The following is a 22,841-nucleotide window of genomic DNA, read 5'->3' as shown; positions in this document are numbered from 1 at the left end:
TACTTCCTTTTCTGATATATCTAGGTGCCCTCAAGAGACGTGATTCAGCAAGAATGGCTGGGATCGTAGACCAAGTAATGATTGGTGGTTCGATAGGTCCTCCATCTATTGTTTTACCCTTTAGGCTCATTTCAATGCGGTCGACCTGCACTTTATAGTTACTTAGGTAGACACCCTTTTAATAAAATAATCATTAGTGTTCAAATGAATGATTTGATCGGATTATAGTTTTTCTTCTCCAATAAAATGAATACATTAGCGCGTATTTGTATGAAAAGTCTGCGCAAACTAACGTTTTTATTATCTAGATAATTAGAATTGATCTTTTTGCTCGTTTGTCACCAAAGTTTGTAAATTTTTAGATGTCTAATTAATCCTGATGTCTTACGTATTTATCGTGTCGATTTTTGCAAACTTAGTTTATTGGCATATGCTAAAAATGTTATTGGCATATGCCAACTTAAGGCGTAATTTGATCCTGTGTTTTTGAGGGATAATGATGGCAAGACCAAAGATAGAAAGACGAATATGCGGACGTGCTGCACACCATTGTTTCAAACCCAATGGCGTGCCATTTCATCAGTTGGAGCAAGTCGCCATATTACCAGAAGAGCTAGAAGCACTGCGTTTGGCCGATTTAGAGGGGCTTAGCCAGCAGCAAGCTGCTGATCAGATGGGCGTCTCTAGACAAACTTTTGGTAACACAGTAAAAAGTGCAAGATTGAAAGTCGCAAAAAGTTTAGTTGAAGGTCATGCATTAGTTTTTCCGGATGAGGAGTCAAACTTATGATTTATGCTATTCCTAATGATGGTGAGCGGGTGGCAAACCACTTTGTTAAAGCACCATATATTGCTATTTATTCTGATACTGACGGTATGCTAAAAAACTTAGCGAACATTGCTTCGATGCCACAAGCAGGTTGCAATGCGAAGTCTCAGTTAATTCAGTCTCTGCAAGAGTACAATGTGGATGCTGTACTTGTACGAAATATCGGTGAACGCGCACTAGCCAAATTACTTCGTAGTGGCACGCAAGTATTCAGGCTTTCTACCCGTAGCTCATTGGAAGATGTACTTGCGGTTCCAAGAGAGCCTCTCATTGAGCCGTCTCAAGGTCGTCCCTCAAACAATCATAAGAAAAATGCTCACAAGCCAAAAGGCGGTTGCGGTTCCTGTGGTTGTGGTGGCAAAAAATCCAAACCCTCCTTGCTGGCAAGACCGAAAGCACCAGCAGGGCTACTTAAAGTGACATCTCGCCCTGCTATACTTAGGCTAAAGACGATGGCTAATAAGGCAGGTTAATATGGTTTGGTTATTTACCTTTCTTGGTTTTCTCGCAATCATTTTGTTGATGTCGCTTGGCGTCATTTTCCACAACAAGCGTATTCAAGGGAGTTGTGGCGGATTGAATAATGTCGGTGTTGATAAGGTGTGCAATTGTGAAACCTCTTGTGCCGAGCCTGAAAGACGTTTGTATCAAATATCCGAACCTAATTCGTCATCTGAGCGCTAAGATCTTTTGCCCATTTCGGTAAGGTTTGTTTAAACCAGTCAATGTATTTACTGGTCTGAGGGTTCTGTCTCGAGACCAGTATATTCACCACTTCTACCACCATCCACGTTTTAGCTATTGCAATCGTTCTTGCTAAATTACTCGCATCGCCTTGCTTTGCCGTCTTGGTATAGGTATGCGCCACACCAAGATAATCTTCGAATGTGCCCATGCCTTTGACTAGTGGTGCTAAATCTATCGCGATATGCCCTGTAGAAAAACGTTCCCAGTCGAACAGCACCAAATCGCCATTATCTCGTCGCCCCCAGTTCCCGGCATTGGTGTCTCCAGAGATCAAATTTTTGGCGTTGAAAAGCGGGCCGGATTGCTCTTGTAGCTGATAAAAGAACCGCTCTGTTTTTGCGTCTAGTTTGAGCGTGTTTAAAGCTTGGGAAGTGGCTGGTTGTGTCCACTGATGAGGATGATAAACACCATCTGATGTCGGAGATAGTCTATGTATTTTAGCTAGTTGTTCTATCACGCGCGGCTCTTCAAGCAGGAATTCTTGATTGACAGAGTGCGGGATATACTCGATTCGTAACGTATTTTGTTGGTGATCGTAATCAATGAGCTCAGGTACAAGAATGCCAAGTTCATTGAATGGTTTAGCCTGGTGTTGATAAAAAGCGACCTCAACCTGTTCTACCTGCTGCTTTTCAATGAATGAAATGCCGTGTTTTTCTACCAGATAAACTTTGGCACTGCCCATCTGGTTAAGCTCTTGCTTTGACATGAGACATCCTGTCTTTTGATGGTGGAATCTTCACTTATCTTAAACGCGAAAGGTGTGCGCACCAAGAATACTTAAAGAGAACATTGAAACAAAATAATGCAATGGTTTGAGTATAAAATTGTCGCTAGTGTCTAAATTTTACACAGAGGCTTTTACGCATCGCTAACCACGTTCTACGCTTAATGTTCGATTTAAACAAGGAGAACCACTATGGCTGTAATAAAGCAGGATATTCCAAATCGTGTAACGGTTTATCATGACAATATCGATCAAGAACAAGAGCTGAAAAATGCGATGCTGCCAGAGAAACCGCGCTACTTTAACGGTGCTCCGACTTACAAAGCGAACAGCATCGAAGAGTTTGAAAACAAAATCAGTCAGATCGGTTTGTCTCTCGATAAATAAATTTTAATTTACCTAAAAGCGCCCTCATTTTGAGGGCGCTTTTTTATTTGATTGATTTGAATCTTAGGGAATTAACCTTGTTGAGCACTGCCTTGGCAGACTTGTTTTTGCACTGCTGGTGGCGCGGGCTCGTAATGGCTCAAAGTCATACTAAAACTGCCTTCACCACCCGTGATAGCTCGCAATCGACGAGCGTAATCTTGCAACTCGTTTACTGGCGATTTGGCTTTCAACAACGTGAATTGGCTATCAATCGGTTCGGTGCCTTCTATTAATCCTCGATTACCTGACAAATCCCCAGACACGTCACCGACGTTTGTGGTTGGGACGTGTAACTCCATTTGGACAATGGGCTCTAACACAATAGGATCAGCGTTGTTGATCGCATCTAAAAAGGCTTTCTTACCTGCGATGACAAACGCAATTTCTTTTGAATCGACGGAGTGATATTTACCGTCATAAACGGTGACTTCCACATCCTTGATTGGGTTGCCAGAAATCGCCCCTTCTTCGAGTACTTGTAAAATACCTTTTTCGACCGCGGGAATAAGCGCGGTTGGAATGGCGCCACCCACCACTTTGTTGATGAACTTAAATCCGGCGCCACGTTCGAGTGGACGAACCTTCAATTGCACTTCACCAAACTGGCCTGCACCGCCACTTTGTTTTTTGTGTCGATAATGCCCTTCGGCAGGTTTGGTGATGGTTTCAAAGTATTCGACGCTTGGTTGGCAGGTTTCGACGTCCAGCTTGTACACGTTCGCCATCTTTTCTAATGCGACTTTGAGGTGAAATTCCCCTTGGCCGCTGATGATGGTTTCGTTGGTGCGAGCGCGATGTTCGATGCGCAGCGAAGGATCTTCGCTGGCGATTTTATTCAGTACATCGCCTAATTTTTGCTCATCTCCACGCTTAAGAGGCTTCAAGCACAAAGAATACATGGAGTCAGGAAGGTCTAACGTCTTGAGCTGAACACCATCTTCTTCGTGAGAGTCATGAACGATTGAATCGAATTCGAGATCATCCACTTTGGCTAAAACGCAGAAGTCGCCCGCAAGCGCGCGAGGGATCTCGGTTCTATCTTTGCCCTGCAGTTGATATAAGTGCCCAACTTTAAATGCCTTGTTGCTTTCGCCAATATAAAGCTGGCTGCCCGCATTGATTTCACCCTGATACACACGTAAGTAGGCAAGTTTTCCCATATATGGGTCGACGCTGACTTTGTACACGTGTGCGACGGTGTGCTCTAAAGTTTCGCAATTTACTTTGATTTTTTTACCGTTCTTTTCCAATAGAGGAGGGTTACCTTCGTTTGGCATGGGCATGATCTCCGCCAAGGTACGAAGCAGAAGCTCGACGCCCGCGCCGGTTTGTGCTGAGACAAAACAGACCGGAATCACATGTCCAGTTCTCAGTGCTTCTTCAAACGGATCATGCAGTTGCTCTGCGGTGAGTTCGGAACCTTGTTCCAGATACAGTTCCATCAGTTCTTCATCGACTTCGATAACTTGGTCAATCAAGGTCTCATGAGCTTCATCTACCGTTGCAAGTAAGGTTTCTCGTCCCAGTTCTGGTTCGAAATAGCAGTCAACTACAGATTCCCCGTCAGCCGAAGGTAAGTTGATCGGCAAGCAATGGTCACCAAAATGCTCAACGATGTTCTCCATCAATCTCTCTAACTGATGACCGTGGTTATCGAGCTTATTGATGATGATCATCTGACATTTTTGCTGCTCTTTAGCAAAGGTAAATAAGCGATCGGAAGTTTGGTTTAGTGGTGTTTGAGGGTCGATGACAAGGGCGGATGTTTCAACGGCAGGAAAAACGCTGATCGTACGGCCAAGTAACTCGTTTTGTCCCGGAGTGTCGATGATATTGAGCCGATGTTTATTCCAGCGCAGTGCGACTGGCGTTGCTTCAATACTGTGTTGATATTGGATGGATTGAGGGTCGAAGTCGGTAACGGTATCGCCTTTTTCTACGCTGCCTAAATGGTGAGTGGCATCGCAGGTGAAGAGCAGTTTTTCTATCAGCGTGGTTTTACCGGTCCCGGTTTGGCCGACGAAAGCGATATTGCGTATTTTGTTTATAGGCATAGAGCCTCCTTGCAAGATGGCGTGAAAAACCTACGAATTGCTAGGAAGTGGGTTGTTAGAGAAACCCACGCACTGCATTGGAGTAGGGCGGGATTACCGCCTATTCGTCTTCCATGTCATTTTCCGGATGACTCGATGCATAAGACCACCTTATTGGACTACTGTAATCTTAGCATGCCGTAATAACCATATAATTTATGTGACTTATTTCATGATGGGGCTGATTGTTTTTTAATCGAGATCATAAACTCAGAGGTTCTGACTTTTGGAGCAAAACCTCTGGATTGTTTAGGCTATTTGGAAAGAACGATTTCGCCGTCGCGATAAACTAAGCTCGGCGTTATATCTTGTCCGAGCAACACCGGGCCATCAAGATCGACAACGCTCGCCTGAGCAGCAATGGGTAACGCAGCACGCATCGCCAGCGACGTCCCCAACATACAACCGGACATGAGACTAAAACCGAGTTTTTTTGCATCGTCGGCCAGCAATAATGCTTCACTGAGCCCGCCCGTTTTATCTAGCTTAATGTTCACCATTTCATATTTGCCAAGCAGTTGATGCAATTGCTCTCTGGTGTGACAGCTTTCATCGGCGCAAAGTGGAATGGGGTGCGGAATGCTGGCGAGTACGTCATCACGGTCTTGTGGCAGCGGTTGCTCGATCATGATGATATTAAACGGTTCGAGTTGATCAAATACCGTCGCGAGGTCGAGGTTTTGCCACGCTTCATTCGCATCTAAGACAATTTGTGCGTGCGGCGCGGCGTCACGTACTGCTGCAACGCGCTCAATCACGTGTTCACCATCCAGTTTTACTTTTAGCAGTTTTGCGCCTTGGCTAAGGTAAGCTTGCGCCTGTTTTGCCATCGCTTGCGGCGTGTCGATAGAAACTGTCACCGCCGTCACAATCGCCTCGGGTAACGTAAAGAGGTCGTGAACCTGCTGCTTGTGGCTCAAAAGCGCAAGAAGATGCCAAAGCGCGCAATCCAATGCATTTCTTGCCGCTCCTGCGGGCAATAACGATTGAAGTTGGCTTTTGAGAGCCATCACATCAGCGTCACCTTTGGCGTACAAACTTTGCAGTTCATACGCGGCGTGAGAAATCGCCTTAATTACCGATTCAACCGATTCACCATAACGAGGGTATGGCGTGCATTCTCCTTGGGCGAGCATGCCTCGGTGTTCAATTGTCACGCGGACTACGTGGCACTCTGTCCGACTGCCGCGAGAGATGCGAAATGGTGTCGCCATAGCAATCGTGACGGGTTCTACATGAATTTTCATCTCACTAGTTTTCCCTAAACCACAGTTATTTTCTAAACCGTAAATGTTTCCTAAATAGTAAGGATCTTATCTGCAACCGCGTCAACGCCAAAACGCACAGGGTCGGTGACGGGCACCCGATATTTGTCGCTCCAATCCTGGCATAACTGGGTAGCATCTTCTTCGCTGATCGCCGAAGTGTTTAAGCAAATACCCACTAATTGAGCTTTTGCATTTGTGAGGCGAGCAGCGGCCAGGTTCGCTTCTATCGTTTGTTCAATGGTTGGCAAGCTCGCATGTGGTAAGTTGCGGATGTGTGGGCGACCAATCTCATGGCACAGTACCAGAGCGTCCGCTTGTGCGCCGTGAAGTAAGCCCAAACTTACGCCAGCAAACGAAGGGTTAAATAATGAACCTTGCCCTTCGATGATGTCCCAATCGTGGTCGGTGAAGTCGGGGCTGATAGCTTCTACTGCGCCGGAGATAAAATCGGCAACTACGGCATCAATTGAAATGCCACTGCCTGCGATGAGAATTCCGGTTTGACCCGTTGCTTTGAACTCTGCGCGACAGTTTTTACGCTTTAATGCGTGTTCAATGGCGAGGGCTGAGTACATTTTGCCAACGGAGCAATCTGTTCCTACAGTAAGTACTCGCTTGCCTGCGCGAGCTTTGCCATTGCCGACCTTGAGCGGGGCATCATAATGGCGAACATCATACAGTTTGGTTAATCCGCGTTGTTCTAGATCGGCAAGAGGAGCAAATTCCGCCAAACGTTGGTGCATGCCCGATGCAATTTCAAATCCCATTTCTGCCGCTTCAAGTAAGGTAGCTTGCCAAGCTTCGGGAATGACTCCCCCCGGGTTTGCTGTGCCAAGTACCAGCGTTTTTGCACCTTGCTGCTGCGCTTGTTGTAGTGTCATGTCGGTTAAACCAAGCGATACGGTTTCTGGCGTCAGGCGGATTTGGCCAAGACAAATCTCAGGTCGCCATTGGTAAATGCCACGCGCGGTTTTTGCTGCGAGTGGATCGGTTACATCGCCAAGAAAGAGTAGGTAAGGTTGAGCAATTTGCATGATGGTTCCCTTCGTCATCGTTATTGCTCATTAATGTAGCCAGACTGATTTAGGAAACCGAATGCTTATTTGTTAGGCAGGTATAACTTCAAGTTATACCTATAATCCATCTGTTGTTTTAGGGCGGTGATAAATTGCTTTGTCGCAATGGATTGAGGTGTGTGCTCTGCGAATAAAATAGAGACAGAGAAGGACATGTTTGGTTCCAAAGCATGCACGGAAACGGCATTATCTTGGCGATATTGTTTTGTGGTCCATGGGTCTACAATGGCGAACCCTGCTTGGTGTTTCACCAGTTCAGCCGCCGCGGAGTAGCTGCGTACGGTGATGGCATGTTGATAATGCTCGTCACGCGCTGACAAGGTTTGATGCAACAGCAAGCCCAGAGGGTCTCGACTATCTAAACCGATAATGGGTAAATCGTGACTGATGAGTTCTTCTAAAATGACGGTCTTTTCTACGGGTATCGCTGCGCTTTTAGGAGCGATCAGTACTAAGTTTTCTTTCAATAATACGTGCCCCATGATCGCTGGTGGTGTTTCTTCACCGAACACGATGGCGACATCCAATTCATGTTTCAGCAACCCGGAGCACAGCTCATCGCGATTGGCCGTTAAGAGCTCAAAGGAGATGCCGTGTTCTTTCGACAACAACGCGACAGTCGGCGCTAACAAGTGCGCAGCCAAAACAGGCGGGGCACCGACTCGTAAATGTTGAGTTCCCTGTTTGACTTTGTTGGTCAGAGAGCGAAATTGTCCGAGTTGTTGATAGACCTTTTCTGCCTCTGGCAATAAGGCTTTGGCTTCTTGAGTGGGAACGAGACGCCCCTTTACACGCTCAAATAAAGCGAAGCTCAGTTGTTGTTCAGTATGGGCGAGAACTCGAGTGACATTAGGTTGGGAAACGTGCAGTAAGCGAGCAGCACCAGACACCGTTCCTGCTTGCATAATGGCGTAAAAGACTTCCAATTGTCTTAAGTTCACTGCGAATTCCTTCTGCTCATGTTGGTCACCTCAGAATACCCAACCTTGCTGATGAGCGATAGAGGAAAAAGTACTGGTGTAGAAAGTTAGGAAGACGATTTTGGTTATCTTCTTATCTCGCTTTTTCAATTTCTCAACTTCTATGCTTCACTTTGCCGCTGCATGAAGGGGCATGTCGTTAAACGGCTCGACGTCTCGGCTGAGTAATCCCATCAATATCACTGCTAACACCATGACAACAGCTGCGATTGCAAAACCGTATTGTGTTAGCTCGTAATGACTCAACATCGCGATTAATACATAACTGAGAGATTGAATGGTGGTGGCAAACATGCTGATGCCGCCATCGACGCGACCTCGTTGATGAACCGCTACGGTGTGATGCATCCAGTTGACTCTCGCAATGCGATTTAGCGCGTTAAACACACCAAACAGAGCCGTAAACAATAAGATGGTCAGCGGGCTTATCGCAAAACTCATTCCGAGAAACGCTAGAGATACCATGACCATCGAAGCAAACATAATGTGGCTATGGGAGGCGCGACTCAGCACTTTGGTGACAATGAAACCTGTTAGTAACGAGCCGAGACCAAAACTGATGTTGAATCCTGCAAACCAATCGCCAGAGATGCCTTGTTCAGAAAACCAAATCGGCACCAATTTGCTCAAATACGTCAATGCAGGATAAGAGAGGCAAGAGAGCAGAATAAAGCCATAAAAGCGGGGTTCGAGACGGAATATGTGTTTGCTCTCTTTGAGTTGTGCGATGAAAGCAACGGACTTTGATGCCCTTAATTGTTGGGTATACGGCGTCAGAATATAAAACATCGCCGCTAAAGCGGATGCGCTGGCCGCAAACAAAGCAAACTCTTTCATTCCCCACATTTCAAGCAAAACAATACCCAACGCACCAGCGCCGAGGGTCGTGGATTGCATTACAATTTCTTGCTGACCCGAAATTTTTGCGTATTCGTGATGCTGATAATTTTCTTGAGTGAAGGCGTTGTTGGTCGTCCATGCAAAGTTACTCGAAACCCAATACACCAATTGCGCAAAAGCCAGCAGCCAGTGGGACTCAAACCCTAACCAATAAGCAATGAACACCACCAAAGCCATTCCCGATTGAATCCATTGATTGAGTACGAGGAGTGCTTTGCGTGAGTGTCGGTCAACTAAAGTGGAAAAGAAAGGCGTTGCCAGAAAAGAAATCGCGGTGCAGCTCAGAGAAACTAAAGCGACGAATGTGCCCATTTTGGGCTCGGAAAGCATGACCCATGGCAGTGCCATCATGAACAAGCCAGATGAGATACTGTCAAAGAAGCGGCCAGCTAAGTACGGCTGAGTTTTATTTTTCATTATGTTTGCCTCAAGTTCCCTTTGGATTTCAAAACGTTGACTTATAACGGTGCTGTGTTTGTCGACCAACTTGTTCATTCCGAACGCATTATTTCGAGACCATCTGGGTTTAGCGTTAATTAAGATGGTGCAACTTTAAAACCTCAAGTAAACTTGAGGTAAAGCATTTTTTTAACAAAATTGATACACAGGGAGTCAAGGATGGAAATCAGCGTAGGAGAAGTGGCAAAACGTTCTGGAGTGAAAGTATCTGCCCTACATTTTTACGAGCAAAAAGGACTGATTTCGAGCTGGAGAAATCAAGGTAATCAGCGCCGCTACCACCGCAGCGTTTTGCGCCGTGTTGCGGTGATTAAAGCGGCGCAGCAAGTGGGGTTGTCGTTAGAAGAAATCAAACATGCGCTAGATGAGCTGCCGAAACATCAAGCGCCAAACAAACAGCAATGGGAAGTCATGGCGAGCCATTGGCATGAACAGTTGGAGCAAAAAATTCAAAAGCTCAAAGCCCTGCAAAACGATTTAGGCGGATGCATTGGCTGCGGGTGCTTGTCGTTAGAAACCTGCGCACTTCGAAACCCAGAAGATGTATTAGGGAAAGACCACTCGGGGTCGAACTTAACGTTAGAAGAAGAGTAGCGATTATCTCTATTCTTTGTCGAAACTGTCGACTACGATCGCGCCCATCGAAGCAGGCATTGTGATGACGATAACGCGTTTTATCGCAACCAAAGGCTCATTCATGAGTGGCAGTTTATCAAGACAGAAAAGAACTAACGCTACCACAACGGCCGCAATGAGGTACGCGATAACCACACGAAAAATAAAGATGGATACGCGATTCTTGATGTGGCTTTGAAACACGCTTTGATACGCGAAAAAACTGAGGAAAATGACAGAAAGACTTAACAGCATGAGCAAGTTTGCCATTGGTAGGCTCTCACCCAATCGCCACGCTTCCTCCGAAAATGAGATCGGGACTGCTAGGGCAAAAGCGCCAACCAATACTTGGCTAGCGTCTTCTAGATTAAAGTGGCTGCTCATGCTGTTTATTCCATTATTCGCTTGCTAGATGTAAGAGCTTTTCAAAACGCTCATTACCGTGCAGCAATTCGAGGTCTCGTTCTTCGGCAAGTAAATCACGAATGGATGGGCTGTATTCAATTGCGCGTTCCAAGTCTTCAATAGCTTGCTCTTCAATGCCAAGACGAGAGTATGCACACGCGCGTTGATACAGTGCAGGGCCGTTGGTGTAATCGACTTCAAGTACGCGGTTACAAATGCTAAGTGCCCAATGGTATTCGTTGATTTCCATCGCTGCGTCGGCTTTGTACGTCAACGCTTCTAAATCACCTGGGCGAATCAGCAAAATCTCATCATAGATTTCAATACGTTGCTCTGGTGTTTGTGAGCTTTGCGCACGCAACCATAAGTTATGGATCTCGTTGATTTTCTCAATTTCTTTATTGTTTTCACTGATAATTCGAGTTTTGCGTTTTAAATCTCGCTCCAGTGCGACAAATTTCTTCTCGTATTCTTGGGCGATCTTTTCTAATCGTTTATCCGCCATCTCTTTGGTGTTGTGTTTAAACTCACGCAGAGATTGCCAGCCTACAAAGGCGATCAGCGATGCGACACCTGCGATGATGTAGAAGAAGTAGGTTACGGTCACGTTGGCATAGTTCAACGATTTATCCGCAACCGTCAACTCGCGGTCGGTGATCTCTGTGATCATTCGTTTTTCTAGGCTCTGATAGTCCTGACGCAGTGCTTTTAGCTCATCTAAAATATAGCGTTCCATTAATGGTCTATCTAACAGATCCGATTCTGAATACTTTTCGTCCGATGCCATTGTCGGCAAGGCAAGTATTAGCGAGAAAAAAATACCAATAAATAAGCGCATAAAACGTCCTTTCACGAGAAGAGTACAGATAGACCATGCAACAATAGCAAATAGCACAAACGTTTAGCAAAGTTATTACAAAAGAAATAATTGTCGTCTACGTAAAAGTCATATTCTTGTTGTTTTTCAGTTTGTTCCTGGTGGTTATTTGCCGTGATATCTTTTATCCTCCTTGCGAATTTATGATTAATGGAGTGAGCATGGACGCGCGAGCTAAGGATTACTTAGAGCAGTATCTAAAATTATTATCACCAGAACAAAGAGCTGCCGTACCATCAGTTAGTGCTGACTATTATTGTGCCGATGAATACAACGCCAATGTATGCGCCGATTTGGTTCGAATTGGACAGAAAACCGCCTCTTGCAGTATGGAGCTTTGGTATCGAGAGCATGGCGAAAGCATGCCACAAGTCGGCCATTTACAAGTCGTCACGAATTGGAACGGTGACCCCGTTTGTGTGATACGAATTACTGACGTAAGTACATGCAAATATGAGGATGTAACCGCAGAGTTTGCCTACGCAGAAGGCGAAGGTGATAGAACCTTAAACTGGTGGCGTGACGCGCATAATGCATTTTTTAACGCTGAATGCGATGAGTTGAACATAGATTGGCATGAGAAACGTACGCTAGTTTTGGAGCGTTTTGAAGTGGTGTATCCAGTCAATTAATCTCTGATAGCAGCACTTATTTGAAGTGCTGCTTTCTTGAGAGACCGCTTTTAGCGCTTGCGAGCGGTCACACTAAACATGTGCCAGTGTTTTGGGCTTCCGACTACCGTGGTTCCGTCTTCATCTCTTTCATTCAATGAAATGAGTTCGTAATCCTCGAATAAACTTTCCACTTCCTTTTTCGTTAATGCGGTAATGTTCGGATGCATTTCTGATGCAACCCAGGAGTCTTTTACTCCTAAGAAATCACCGCAAAAGATACCGCCAGGTTGTAAGGCACTGCTTATTTTGGTCCAAACTTGCTCAAAGCTTTCGTCCGGGCAAAAGAACAAACTGGCATTCGCGATAACCAGGCTGCATTGAGGGTAGTCAAACTCAGTAAAACAGCACTGTGAAATTGAGAAACGCTTCTGGCCTTCAAAGCGTGTTAAACAAGTTTTTACTGCATCTTCATGGCTATCAAATGCGTGAACGTTAAACCCCTGTTCGAGGAGGAAATGACTGTCTCGACCTATTCCGCAGCCAACATCAAGAGCGACTTTGCTCTCGAGTTTCAGTAGGTTTACGGCATTTTCTACGTTTGGGCGGTGAGGTTGGTTTAAAATTTTCTGATAGTACTCGTTCCACTGTGCTGACATTGAACTTCCTTGTATTATTGTGTTTCCCCAAATCTAGTGTCCATTCTTGTATTGCTTTATCGGGGAGGTTTTGAAACATTGGCAATTGTTATAGCTGATCTTCAATTGGCAATATGCCGGAGAACCAAGCGCCCATTTTTCGCCATACTCCGGCCTCTGGTTCAGAATCATATTCTTTGCCTGTTTTTATGTCAGTCCAGACAATGTCTCCGTCGCGTAGAGTTAAGGCATAGGCGTTATTCGACAATTGATTCGGCAGTTGTTCTAGAAACATTTGCACATATTCTGGCTGTTCGATAACAACGGCCATTTCGGTATTCAAAGCGGCTGAACGTGGATCCCAGTTCATCGAGCCAACAAACAGCGTCTTGTCATCAATCGTCATTGCTTTTGCGTGTAAACTTGCTCTGCTGCTCCCCGTTAGGCTCCACTTGCTTTTGAGTTTCGCGCTCGCTTTTACTTCCCATAGCTTGACCCCAGCTTCGAGTAGGTCTGTTCGATATTTTGCGTACCAACCATGCACGGCAAACACGTCGTTAGAGGCGAGACTATTGGTCACTATCGTGATATCAACGCCTCGCTTGGCCGCGTTACTCAATGCTTGAGTGCCGACTTCGGTTGGGACGAAATAGGGGGAGATAAGAACAAATGAATGTTCAACACTTTTAACCAGCTCCGTTAAATTATCAATAAGTTGGCTCTCTCGGGTCGCAACTTTATCGGGTAAGTCAAACCATACTTTTGCTTCTCCCCAGTAGAGCTTGAGATTGCCTTGTTTGAGAGCTTGGTACATATCCAGTTTAGTGAAGTCATAACGGCCGGTTGAGAACTTTTCCTCTAGCTGGAGTTTGTCGACCTGCTTTTGAATCGCCAGGTCGGTAATTTGCTGTGAGTCCGGTGTTATCCATTCCATTGGTATCGCATAGGCGCTATTCCAGTAGAGGTCGAACTGATCTGCAGTTTGTTGTACCGCCTCACCATAGAGCAGTAGATCAAAATCACCAAATTCGACCTGTGATTCGAAAGAAAAGTATTCATTGCCGATATTCCTACCCCCGACAATGGCAGAAACACTGTCTGCAATCAAAGACTTATTATGCATACGACGATTAAGACGTTCAAAATCGCTAGCAAGTGCGAACCAGCGGGAATCGCGATACTGATGCGGATTGAATAAGCGGATTTCGATATTAGGATGTGCATTGAGTGCAGCCATCACGTCATCGTTTCGCTTTTGCATATCGTCAAGCAACAGCCTTACTCGGACTCCACGCTTTGCAGCTTCATACAAGCGCCACGTTATTAGCTGACTCGTTTCGTCACCACGGTAAATATAGTATTGAAGATCAAGGCTTTTTTGTGCGGACTCGATCAAAGAGGTGCGAGCAAGAAGGGCATCGTGTCCTTGATTTAAAGGAGAAAAGCCAGTGATTGACTTTGGGTCTTTCCCGTAAGCTTCAAAGTACTGTGCAAGCACGGAGTCACCTTGATACCCAAGTTGGAAGCTAGTGGATTTTTCACTGGGATCGTTCAATGACACGGATGAACATGCCGATAAAATTGTGAATAAAGAAGGGAAGAGCAGCTTAGCGAGTGTATGTAACAAAGTACATTTCCTTTTCTTACAGAGTGTTACTTATCGGAAATTATAGACCTAAGTTGCCGCAGCGTGCATCCAACAAGGTTTGATAACGGGCTATTAATCAATGAATTGTCATGTTCTCGGGATTAAGTTCACCTTTTTGAACGCAGATAATCATTTATTTTAATTATGATTGTGTCTGAATTGGTCATAATCACTAATATCTGGTGATTATGACCAATAGCACACTGGTTAAAATAGTTGAGTAATAATAACTATTTGAATTTTAATAAATAAATGCCTGGCACGTCCCTTGCTATTTAAAAGAAGAGTTAAGTCAGGGCAACTTGCGAAGTTAGTTAATTTTTTGTTAATTTTATTAACTTTGAATTGGCAATAACTCTGTAGTTAGCAACCGAAAAAGCAAGGTACGCGCTGCTTTGACGTCTATTCAAATGTAATTCCCTCACCATCATGCTTACAGGGAGTCAAAGATTTAATAAAAGCATGGTGATGAAAACAACAATAAAAAAGGATTTTCGATGTTAGCAAAACCCGTATTACGTTGGCTTTTACCTTTCGTTGTCGTTGGTGGATCTTATGCAGGATATGCCGCAATCGCCGCGACAGCTCCGGAAAAAGAGTCAACCAAAGATGCCATTACAGAGCCTACCGTTCAGGCTTCTTCTCTTTTTCCTACCGATCATAAAGTGGTGATAACCAGCCATGGTGAGTTAGTCCCTTTTGAAAAAACACACCTTTCCGCGCAAGTCAGTGGTGAAGTGATAAGTTGGCACCCTAATTTTGTAACGGGTGGGATCGTGAAACGAGGAGAAGTGCTGTTCACGATTGAAAGTGACAACTACGAAGCGTCGGTTTTGCAAGCCGAAGCCAATTTAGCTAGCGCACGTGCGAGCTTGATTGAGGAGCAAGCCAAAGCGGAAGTGGCAAAACGCCAGGCCAAGAGACTGAGCGATAAGCAAGTTACAGACCTGTATTTACGTAAGCCTCACGTTTTGAGCGCGCAAGCGCAAGTGAAGTCGGCTCAAGCGGCACTCAAACGAGCAAAAAGAGATTTAGAAAATTGCAAAGTCGTTGCACCTTACGATGCGCTGGTTGTTGAGCGTGATATTGGTGTTGGCCAATTTGTCACATCTGGCTCTCGAGTTGCCACGCTAAATAACATTGAAGTGGCGGAGGTGCATGTACCAATTGCCGGCTTTGATAGTGCATTTTTACCCGAATCCATTGGTGAGCTCACTGCGACAGTAACGCAGCAAGGTGTGTTTTCTACCACTAGAGAAGGTCGAGTGGTTCGTGATTTAGGCATGATTGATAGCGCTACCCGAATGATTAACATGGTCATTCAAATCGCTGACCCATATGGTGTCGATAATCAGCAGCCTCCAATTAAATTTGGCTCCTACGTTGAAGTGAGCTTCACAGGTAAGGAGCTAAAGCATATCTATCGCCTGCCACAGGAATTAGTCAAAAATCGCACGGTATGGGTAGTGAATGGTGAGAATCAACTTCAACCTCGGACGGTAACGGTCTTGAGAGCAGAAGGTGAGTTTTTACTCGTGGGGGAAGGCTTAGAGCAAAGTGATAAGTTGGTACTTACCTTGCCGGAGTACCCTCAAAAAGGCATGGCGGTACAAATCGCAAAAAAGAGTGACGACTCCGAAACCGTCGTACAGTAAGTAGGAGTTTGTCATGGAAGATACTAAACAAAAGGGCTTAATTGCTTATTTTGCGAATAACCCCGTCGCTGCCAACCTTTTGATGGTGTTCATCATCATCATGGGTGTGGTGAGTTTTCTCTTTATTCAAAGGCAGATGTTTCCGAACATTGAGGTGAACTACATTGATGTTCGTGCGACTTATCCTGGCGCTTCTCCTCAAGAAATTGAAGAAAGTATTCTCGTTAAGGTTGAGGAATCGATTAAAGATGTCACCGGGATTAAAAAAACGGTCTCAACGGCCTCTAGAGGTAGCGCGTATGTCTCTATCGAGGTAGACGTTAATGCTGATATCAAGCGTGTCTTGGATGATGTAAATCAACGCATTGATACTTTATCCAACTTACCTGCCGGTATGGAACCGATCAATGTCTACCAAGTTGAGTGGCGTCAAGATGTGATAGAAATGGGGTTAGTTGGGGACCGACCGCTTGAAGAGCTCAAACCCATTGCTAAGCAAGTCGAGGATGAATTACTTCAACTCAAAAATGTCATGTTGGTGTATTTGAGTGCACCAGAGGAAGAGATAGCGATTGAAGTTGATCCACTTGTTCTTCGTAAATACGACTTGACGTTGAGCGATATCAGCAGCGCGATCAGTCGTTATTCTGCCAACTTTTCTGCGGGCGAAGTCAAAACAAACTCAGGGATGATCGCAGTAAGGATTGAAAATCAGTACTACCGTGGTGATGAGTTTAGGAATATTCCTGTAAAGCTTGGCGCAAATGGTGCGAAGGTTTTACTGCAAGATATCGCCACGATCAAAGATGGCTTTACGGAAGAAGAGCGCTACTTTGAGTACTCAGGGCAAAATGCGATCTACATGTCTGTTGAAGCGACTCGTGATCAGAACATTATCCCTGTTGCCGAGTCTGTTCGTAATTATATCGAAGCAAAAAACAAGACATTGCCGCAGGACGTTAAGCTCAAAGTCTTAGTGGATACGACCTATTATTTAAATGGTCGTCTCGATATGATGTTGAAAAACTTGCTGCAAGGCGCTGCTCTAGTGGCGATTATGCTGACCATTTTCTTGCGCTTTCGCTTGGCAATGTGGGTAATGATTGGGCTGCCAGTGTGTTTTCTTGGCGCGGTGATGATGATGCCTGCATTAGGGATCACGGTAAACATCGTATCTCTTTTTGCCTTCATTATGGTGCTCGGTATTGTGGTCGATGACGCCATCGTGATGGGAGAGAGCGCCTACAGCGAAATTGAAGAAAAAGGCGGTGGCGTCGAAAATGTGGTTCGCGGTGTCAAACGTGTTGCCACGCCAGCTACTTTTGGCGTTTTAACAACAATTGCCGTGTTTGCCCCTTTCTTGTTGTCTAGCGGTATTGACAGTGCTTTCTTCTATGGTATTTCGGGCGTTGTGATTCTTTGTTTGATCTTCAGTTTAATTGAATCAAAGTTAATCCTTCCTGCTCACCTCGCACATACTCACTTTAAGCCAGTTAAACCTGGTGGCTGGCGTGACCGATTTAACCAACGCTTTTTTGGCTTTGTAAACGGTACGTATCGTAACTTTGTCACGACATGTACGCATTGGCGCTGGACAGTGTTTGCTGTGTTTTGCGGTTTACTGCTGATCAGTGCGGCTTTGGTCAACGCGAATTATGTTCGGGTGATCCCTAACCCTAAAGTGCCTACTGACTATCCTGCGATCACTATTGAAATGAACGATACCGTTTCAAGTGAGCAAACAATCAGTGCTCTTAAGACCATCGAACGTGTGATGCAAAAAATTGAATCAGAGACCATCGCAGAACATGGTCAAGGTATGATTCGTGATGTGCTTTCGTACAACCGAAGCCGCACCGAAGGCCGTGTTTTGGTGCCATTGGTTGATGAGGAATTACGCCCGTTCAATACATTTGAACTTGCTCGACGTTGGCGTGAAGCTATGCCAGTTATTCCTGGAATGAAGAGCATCAAAATCCGCGAGCAGAGCGCGGGTGGCGGTGACAGAGATGAGTTTGGTTACTTGCTGTTTGGTTCTAATATTAATGAATTGAACGAGGCTGGGCGTTACTTGATAGAGCGTTTACAGCAGGAAGAAGGGCTATACGATATTTCATCTTCTATTGATTCAGGAAGCAAAGAAGTGCTCCTTTCTCTTGCGCCTGTAGCGTACGATCTCGGACTGGATCTCACCATGATCGCAGAGCAAGTGGGTGGCAGCTTCTACGGTGGTGAAGCACAGCGTCTTATTCGTGATGGTGAAGAAATCAAAGTTATGGTGCGTTACCCGCAACTGACACGTGAAGCATTTTCATCATTACGTTACGCTGTGATTACCACGCCAGCAGGTAAGAAGGTCATGCTGGGTGATGTGGTGAAGATTAACGAGCAGCCGGGCGTGAGTAGCATTCGACGTGAAGGTGGGTATCAAACCGTTTATGTCTATGGTTCGATAGACGAAGAATTGGTTGAACCTCAAGAAATCGTGAAGGTCATCGACGACAATATCTTACCGGACATGAAGCAAGCCTTCCCGAGTGTGAAAACGGAATTAGGTGGTGATATTGAAGAGCAGGCAGCGCAGCGTAATGAACAGATTTTGTTCTTTATTGCAGGCATGATCATCGTCTACATCTTGTTAGCCGTACCGTTAAAAAGTTATACCCAACCTTTGATTGTAATGTCAGTCATTCCATTTAGTCTGACGGGGGCGATTTGGGGCCACTTCTGGCTAGGTTTGGATATCAGTATGATGTCGACATTTGGTTTGATCGCCGCTGCTGGCGTGGTTATCAACGACTCTCTAGTTATGACAGATTACGTAAACCAAGTGAGAGAAAAGGGTATGAACATCAAACAAGCGGTGGTTGAAGCGGGCTGTGCACGCTTTCGAGCGATCATGCTCACCTCAATAACGACGTTTGCGGGTGTATTGCCGATTATGTTTGAAACGAGCTTGCAGGCGCGTTTTGTCATACCAATGGCTGTAGCTTTGGGCTTTGCGGTGTTGTACGCAACGGTTCTGACTTTAGTGCTGGTGCCTTGTTTGTATTTAATGCTTGAAGATATTAAAAATATTTTCAGATCGATTAAGGGGCTTCTTCATCGCTTTATCAATCGTTTCAGAAAGTCGCCAGTGACGTCGAGCGTTGAAGTAAATATATAGAGTTAACAAGCTTGATGTTAACGATTAGGAGCAGCCTTCGGGCTGCTTTTTTATTTCTGTATTTTGATTCAAAGCAGTTCTAGAGTGGGTTGTTACGTAATTTATTCGATGAAAGAACAGCGAGAAAATCTCCTGATAAGTTATTCCTTTTATGAATACCTTTTGCGTGTTTGATTTTCTTGGTTAATTTAACACTTGGTTAGCGAAATTTACCAGAGGGAGATAATGATGATTATATGGATTTATTTAAGCTATTGAAAAATAACAAAATAAAAGTTGGCATCGTATGTGCAATATATAAATTGTAACTAAAACAAACTGCTAATCCTCAAGGAGCTTATTATGAAAAGCGTATTTCTATCTACTCTAAGTCTTATTGTTGTAATGTCATCACCAATCGCTGCTGCTAACACTTTAGACAAAGAGGAGTGGAGCTCAGATTTACGTCAGGACTTTTCTGAAATGAAGCATGAAGCTGTAGCAGATATTCAGCAAATGAATATGGATGCCATCCACGCACGCGATGAGCGTATCGTGAAAAACATTAAAGATGAGCAAGAACAGTTAGTAAAGGTAACGTGCCACAAAGAGAAAGCAAGCAAGTCATAACCGCCGATAAAGAGACTAACAGACGAAAATGAATCCAATACGAGTTCAGTGCTAGTTAGCAGTAAGCACTGACCTTGTTGCTCTACTTGCCAGCCTTTTAAGGCTGGCTTTTTTGTTTTTACTACCAGACCAATAAAGCTGGAAGAAAAAAGCCCGCAAAGAATTTCCTCTGCGGGCGTAATAAAGGGCACCAAATTGGGTGTCTATTCATTTTGGAGGTGGTCGAACGTCCATATAAACTGACAATAGGCTTGGTGAGAGGCTTACCACCAGCGCGACCAACGGAGCTAAAGTTAACATTGTTGCAATGATTGTTAAAATGTTAATTCTTCAATCAATGTTTTCATTATCGTTAGTCTGGATTGTGAATATGTTGTTCTATTGTTCCTGGAATGCTTGACTGTCGAATTTGAATACATCATGAGATATAGAGGGCCCTTTCTTTATTCATTTTGGTTATATAAATCTTGTCATATCACACTGCTAAATCTTCATTATTTTTAATAATTCGACATGGCTTACGCCATTTTGTTACTGGTGTGTTTGTTTTTCGATGGTCTCAAATTTGAGTTCACGTATAACCAGGCAATTAAAGGAAAAGAGCAGCAGTTAGCTGCCCTTTATTGCTATAAAGACCGAAGGCTAATTCCAACGTAATAGCGTCCAATTTGATCGATTCGCGTGTTCTTTTAGGTGTGAGCATGGATTTACCAGGTAGGTGTAATCTGCGTATTCACATAAAGGCAAATCGTTGATTGAATCGGTATAGAAATGGATTTCAGAATAAGGCTCAGGCTGATTTTCTAGCCACTGTTTTAAGCGCGTGACTTTACCTTCACGATAACTAGGGACACCGTCGATTTCAGCGGTATAACGGTTGTCTTTCTCAATTAAATCAATTCCGAGTACGGTTGGAATATTAAGACGGCGACCAACGGCTTCCACCAAAAAAGTGACGCTGGCAGAGATGATAACCATATCTATACCATCACGAGACAGTTGCTCAATCAGAGTTTTGGCTTGAGGAAACTGTTTAGCCAGAATATGGCTTTCAACACATTCTTCAACCAAGGCGTTTACTTCTTCAATCGGCATGTTTTCTAGTGGCTTCATGGAGAACGCTAGGTAATCTTCCATGTCCATTTTGCCTTCAGAGTACAAGGCCATTAGACGCTGATCTTCCTTAATAAATAAAGGATCAGTCGCGATGCCTCTCTCAACCATAAACTCGTTCCAAATCATTGCGCAGTCAGCGTTTATTAGGGTTTCATCCATATCAAAAACATACAAAGGTTTGGACATGTTTAGGCTCTCACTGGTTGTATTTCGTTTAGGTTAAAGAGTAGCTCTAGTTGGCTGCCATTCGCTAGTAAGCGTTCTGAAGAGCGGTTAAGTAAGTCAACAGTGAGCTCACACTCTTCAACGTTCACTTGATAGCGAATAATATTACCTAGAAGCTGGTGGTTGGTGATCGTACCTACTTGTGGCGCTGAGATGTGGCTATCATATTGACGACCTTGCTCTTTTACATATATAGACTCTGGGCGAATCGCTACTTTCCATTCGGTATCAATATTGAAGAGTTGCTTGGCTTTATTGGCCTCTACAAGGTTGTAGTGCCCCATGAAACCGGCCACAAACTCGTTAGCAGGATGAGTATAAATTTCTTCAGGTGTTCCTGCTTGAACAATTTCCCCTTTACTCATTAGGAAGATACGATCAGACATAATCATCGCCTCTTCTTGGTCATGAGTTACGAAGATAGTGGTGAGATTCATTTCTTTCTGAATATCTCGGATTTGCTGACGAAGATGTTTGCGGATTTTGGCATCAAGCGCAGAAAGTGGCTCATCAAGCAATAATATGCGAGGTTTCACCACCAACGCTCGAGCGAGTGCGACACGCTGGCGCTGACCGCCAGAAAGTTGATGCGGATAGTGTTTTTCTTTACCAGCCAGATCCACCAGTTTGATGACTTTAGCCACTTCACGTCGAATATCATCATTCGCAAGCTTTTTCATTTTTAAGCCAAATGCAATGTTGCCTTCGACGGTCATATTGGGAAACAGCGCATACGATTGAAAGACCATCCCAATACCACGCTCTTGCGGGACTTGATGCGTGATATCTTCTCCGTTTACCCAAATCTCGCCCCCATCGACAGGGTTAAGCCCTGCAAGGCTGCGAAGTAGCGTCGATTTACCACAACCGCTAGGGCCCAAAAGCGTAATGAATTCACCTTGCTCGATGTTAAAGTGAATGTCCTCAAATACGGTGTTATCACCAAAACGTTTAGTCAGATTTTTCGCAGTGACGTAGCTCATTGTTTGACTCCTCGGCTGAAACGACTTGCCAACCAAGTCAGGAAAAAAATAAATAGGAAGTAGGTCATCACTAAGGCAGACGTGAAGTGGCCGCTTGTCTGACGCATGTTATACAAGTAGATTTGCAAGGTTTCATAACGTGTGCCGACCAAAATATTGGCGAACACAAACTCTCCCAGTAGAAATGAAAATGAAAGGAAAAGCGATGCCATCAGCCCTTTCTTGAGGTTAGGTAAAATGACCATCAAGAACGCTTTGGTTGTGCTTGCCCCTAGTAAGTGTGCCGCGTCCATTAAATCATTGAGGTTAATTGCTTCGAAGCTATTGGAAATCGCACGATACATGAACGGTAACGCGATGGTGAAGTAAGTGCCTATTAAAATCCAAGGGGTACCGATAAGAGATATTTCACTGTCAGCATAAAGTTGAAGCAAGCCGACGGACGACACGACTGGTGGTACAGCGAATGGTAGCAAAATCAATACGTTCATGAGCTTATCGAGCTTCGGAAAGTAGTAAAACACCACGAATATCGCTGGCAGAACCAGAAGCACACTGAGGGTTAGCGAAGCAATACAAATAAACAGCGAACGCCCAAACGCTTGCAAAAAACGTGGGTCGGTCAGCAATTTAACGTACCAATCAAAAGTGAAACCATCCGGAAGCACCGTGGCGCCCCAGCGTGATGAAAGCGAATAGACAAAGGTCGCTAAAATCGGGATGAGCATGATCCCAACAATGGAATAAACCACCGTTTTATGGAATCGAGTATTAACGTTGTGCAT

22 protein-coding genes are annotated in these 22,841 nt (G+C 44.6%); 9 read left to right on the top strand and 13 right to left on the bottom strand.

Going from position 1 to position 22,841, the window contains the following annotated elements; translation table 11 throughout:
* Positions 1-499 precede the first annotated feature (499 nt).
* From R2S67_RS13390 to nqrM, 3 genes are read left to right on the top strand one after another with little or no spacing between them, the layout of a single operon-like run.
* Entirely contained in the window at positions 500-790 is a 291-nt protein-coding gene (locus R2S67_RS13390) for a DUF134 domain-containing protein (RefSeq protein WP_048625148.1), read from the top strand.
* Positions 787-1,302, top strand: coding sequence for a NifB/NifX family molybdenum-iron cluster-binding protein (locus R2S67_RS13385; protein WP_048624742.1), 516 nt, complete (start codon positions 787-789; stop codon positions 1,300-1,302). The genes R2S67_RS13390 and R2S67_RS13385 overlap by 4 nt, the downstream gene beginning before the upstream one ends.
* A gap of 1 nt (position 1,303) precedes the next feature.
* Positions 1,304-1,513, top strand: coding sequence for a (Na+)-NQR maturation NqrM (gene nqrM, locus R2S67_RS13380; protein WP_005392671.1), 210 nt, complete (start codon positions 1,304-1,306; stop codon positions 1,511-1,513).
* Here the strand turns inward: nqrM and R2S67_RS13375 are convergent.
* Positions 1,491-2,285, bottom strand: a complete 795-nt coding sequence (locus R2S67_RS13375) for a phosphotransferase (RefSeq protein WP_005392672.1) — start codon at positions 2,283-2,285, stop codon at positions 1,491-1,493. The two genes, nqrM and R2S67_RS13375, sit on opposite strands and share 23 nt — an antisense overlap.
* Positions 2,286-2,495: 210 nt before the next feature.
* On the opposite strand from R2S67_RS13375, the gene R2S67_RS13370 reads away from it, so the two are divergent.
* A complete protein-coding gene (locus R2S67_RS13370; protein WP_164665409.1) occupies positions 2,496-2,690 on the top strand; it encodes a hypothetical protein in 195 nt (64 codons plus the stop codon).
* Between the two features lie 71 nt (positions 2,691-2,761).
* On the opposite strand, the gene fusA is transcribed toward R2S67_RS13370, so the two are convergent.
* The 5 genes from fusA to R2S67_RS13345 form a co-directional block, all read right to left on the bottom strand.
* Positions 2,762-4,786 carry an elongation factor G gene (gene fusA, locus R2S67_RS13365; RefSeq protein WP_005392674.1) on the bottom strand — a complete coding sequence of 675 codons (2,025 nt, stop codon included), beginning with the start codon at positions 4,784-4,786 and terminating at the stop codon, positions 2,762-2,764.
* Between the two features lie 293 nt (positions 4,787-5,079).
* Positions 5,080-6,072: an N-acetyl-D-Glu racemase DgcA gene (dgcA, locus tag R2S67_RS13360; RefSeq protein WP_317344978.1), complete on the bottom strand. Its 993-nt coding sequence runs from the start codon at positions 6,070-6,072 to the stop codon at positions 5,080-5,082.
* A gap of 50 nt (positions 6,073-6,122) precedes the next feature.
* Positions 6,123-7,127, bottom strand: a complete 1,005-nt coding sequence (gene dgcN, locus R2S67_RS13355) for an N-acetyltransferase DgcN (RefSeq protein WP_317345205.1) — start codon at positions 7,125-7,127, stop codon at positions 6,123-6,125.
* Between the two features lie 65 nt (positions 7,128-7,192).
* Positions 7,193-8,110: a LysR family transcriptional regulator gene (locus tag R2S67_RS13350; RefSeq protein ID WP_317344977.1), complete on the bottom strand. Its 918-nt coding sequence runs from the start codon at positions 8,108-8,110 to the stop codon at positions 7,193-7,195.
* Positions 8,111-8,257: 147 nt separating this feature from the next.
* The gene (locus tag R2S67_RS13345; RefSeq protein WP_317344975.1) at positions 8,258-9,466 is read right to left on the bottom strand and encodes an MFS transporter; all 1,209 of its coding nucleotides are present in this window, start codon (positions 9,464-9,466) and stop codon (positions 8,258-8,260) included.
* Between the two features lie 201 nt (positions 9,467-9,667).
* Here R2S67_RS13345 and soxR point away from each other — a divergent pair, with 201 nt between their 5' ends.
* A complete protein-coding gene (gene soxR, locus R2S67_RS13340) occupies positions 9,668-10,102 on the top strand; it encodes a redox-sensitive transcriptional activator SoxR (RefSeq protein WP_317344974.1) in 435 nt (144 codons plus the stop codon).
* A gap of 9 nt (positions 10,103-10,111) precedes the next feature.
* On the opposite strand, the gene R2S67_RS13335 is transcribed toward soxR, so the two are convergent.
* Positions 10,112-10,507, bottom strand: a complete 396-nt coding sequence (locus R2S67_RS13335) for a DUF2391 family protein (RefSeq protein WP_005373896.1) — start codon at positions 10,505-10,507, stop codon at positions 10,112-10,114.
* Positions 10,508-10,520: 13 nt separating this feature from the next.
* Entirely contained in the window at positions 10,521-11,366 is an 846-nt protein-coding gene (locus R2S67_RS13330; RefSeq protein ID WP_317344973.1) for a tetratricopeptide repeat protein, read from the bottom strand.
* A gap of 200 nt (positions 11,367-11,566) precedes the next feature.
* On the opposite strand from R2S67_RS13330, the gene R2S67_RS13325 reads away from it, so the two are divergent.
* Positions 11,567-12,037 carry an ASCH domain-containing protein gene (locus R2S67_RS13325; RefSeq protein WP_048624747.1) on the top strand — a complete coding sequence of 157 codons (471 nt, stop codon included), beginning with the start codon at positions 11,567-11,569 and terminating at the stop codon, positions 12,035-12,037.
* A 50-nt stretch (positions 12,038-12,087) separates the two neighbouring features.
* Here R2S67_RS13325 and R2S67_RS13320 read toward each other — a convergent pair whose 3' ends face one another.
* Together R2S67_RS13320 and R2S67_RS13315 are read right to left on the bottom strand one after the other, a co-directional pair.
* On the bottom strand, positions 12,088-12,675 hold the full coding sequence (locus tag R2S67_RS13320; protein ID WP_237284845.1) for a class I SAM-dependent methyltransferase: 588 nt from the start codon (positions 12,673-12,675) through the stop codon (positions 12,088-12,090).
* Positions 12,676-12,763: 88 nt separating this feature from the next.
* Entirely contained in the window at positions 12,764-14,281 is a 1,518-nt protein-coding gene (locus R2S67_RS13315; protein WP_046873810.1) for a phospholipase D family protein, read from the bottom strand.
* A gap of 518 nt (positions 14,282-14,799) precedes the next feature.
* Here R2S67_RS13315 and R2S67_RS13310 point away from each other — a divergent pair.
* From R2S67_RS13310 to R2S67_RS13300, 3 genes are all read left to right on the top strand, one after another.
* Positions 14,800-15,957, top strand: a complete 1,158-nt coding sequence (locus tag R2S67_RS13310; RefSeq protein WP_139059295.1) for an efflux RND transporter periplasmic adaptor subunit — start codon at positions 14,800-14,802, stop codon at positions 15,955-15,957.
* 13 nt (positions 15,958-15,970) lie between these two features.
* Complete coding sequence (locus R2S67_RS13305) at positions 15,971-19,123, top strand: efflux RND transporter permease subunit (protein WP_317344972.1); 3,153 nt, start codon at positions 15,971-15,973, stop codon at positions 19,121-19,123.
* 342 nt (positions 19,124-19,465) lie between these two features.
* Positions 19,466-19,732 (top strand): hypothetical protein, encoded by a 267-nt coding sequence (locus tag R2S67_RS13300; RefSeq protein ID WP_046873807.1) that lies wholly within the window; start codon positions 19,466-19,468, stop codon positions 19,730-19,732.
* 642 nt (positions 19,733-20,374) lie between these two features.
* Here the strand turns inward: R2S67_RS13300 and R2S67_RS13295 are convergent.
* From R2S67_RS13295 to R2S67_RS13285, 3 genes are read right to left on the bottom strand one after another with little or no spacing between them, the layout of a single operon-like run.
* Positions 20,375-21,034, bottom strand: a complete 660-nt coding sequence (locus tag R2S67_RS13295) for an HAD family hydrolase (RefSeq protein WP_317344971.1) — start codon at positions 21,032-21,034, stop codon at positions 20,375-20,377.
* 2 nt (positions 21,035-21,036) lie between these two features.
* Positions 21,037-22,056 (bottom strand): ABC transporter ATP-binding protein, encoded by a 1,020-nt coding sequence (locus R2S67_RS13290; RefSeq protein WP_109168901.1) that lies wholly within the window; start codon positions 22,054-22,056, stop codon positions 21,037-21,039.
* A complete protein-coding gene (locus R2S67_RS13285; RefSeq protein WP_074189833.1) occupies positions 22,053-22,841 on the bottom strand; it encodes an ABC transporter permease in 789 nt (262 codons plus the stop codon). Before R2S67_RS13285 ends, R2S67_RS13290 begins: the two co-directional genes overlap by 4 nt.

This window comes from Vibrio sp. T13N (assembly GCF_032970445.1).
Taxonomy (GTDB): Bacteria; Pseudomonadota; Gammaproteobacteria; order Enterobacterales; family Vibrionaceae; genus Vibrio; species Vibrio diabolicus.
The sequence above is the reverse complement of the archived record's forward strand: the minus strand, read 5'-3'. Positions and strand labels throughout refer to the sequence as shown.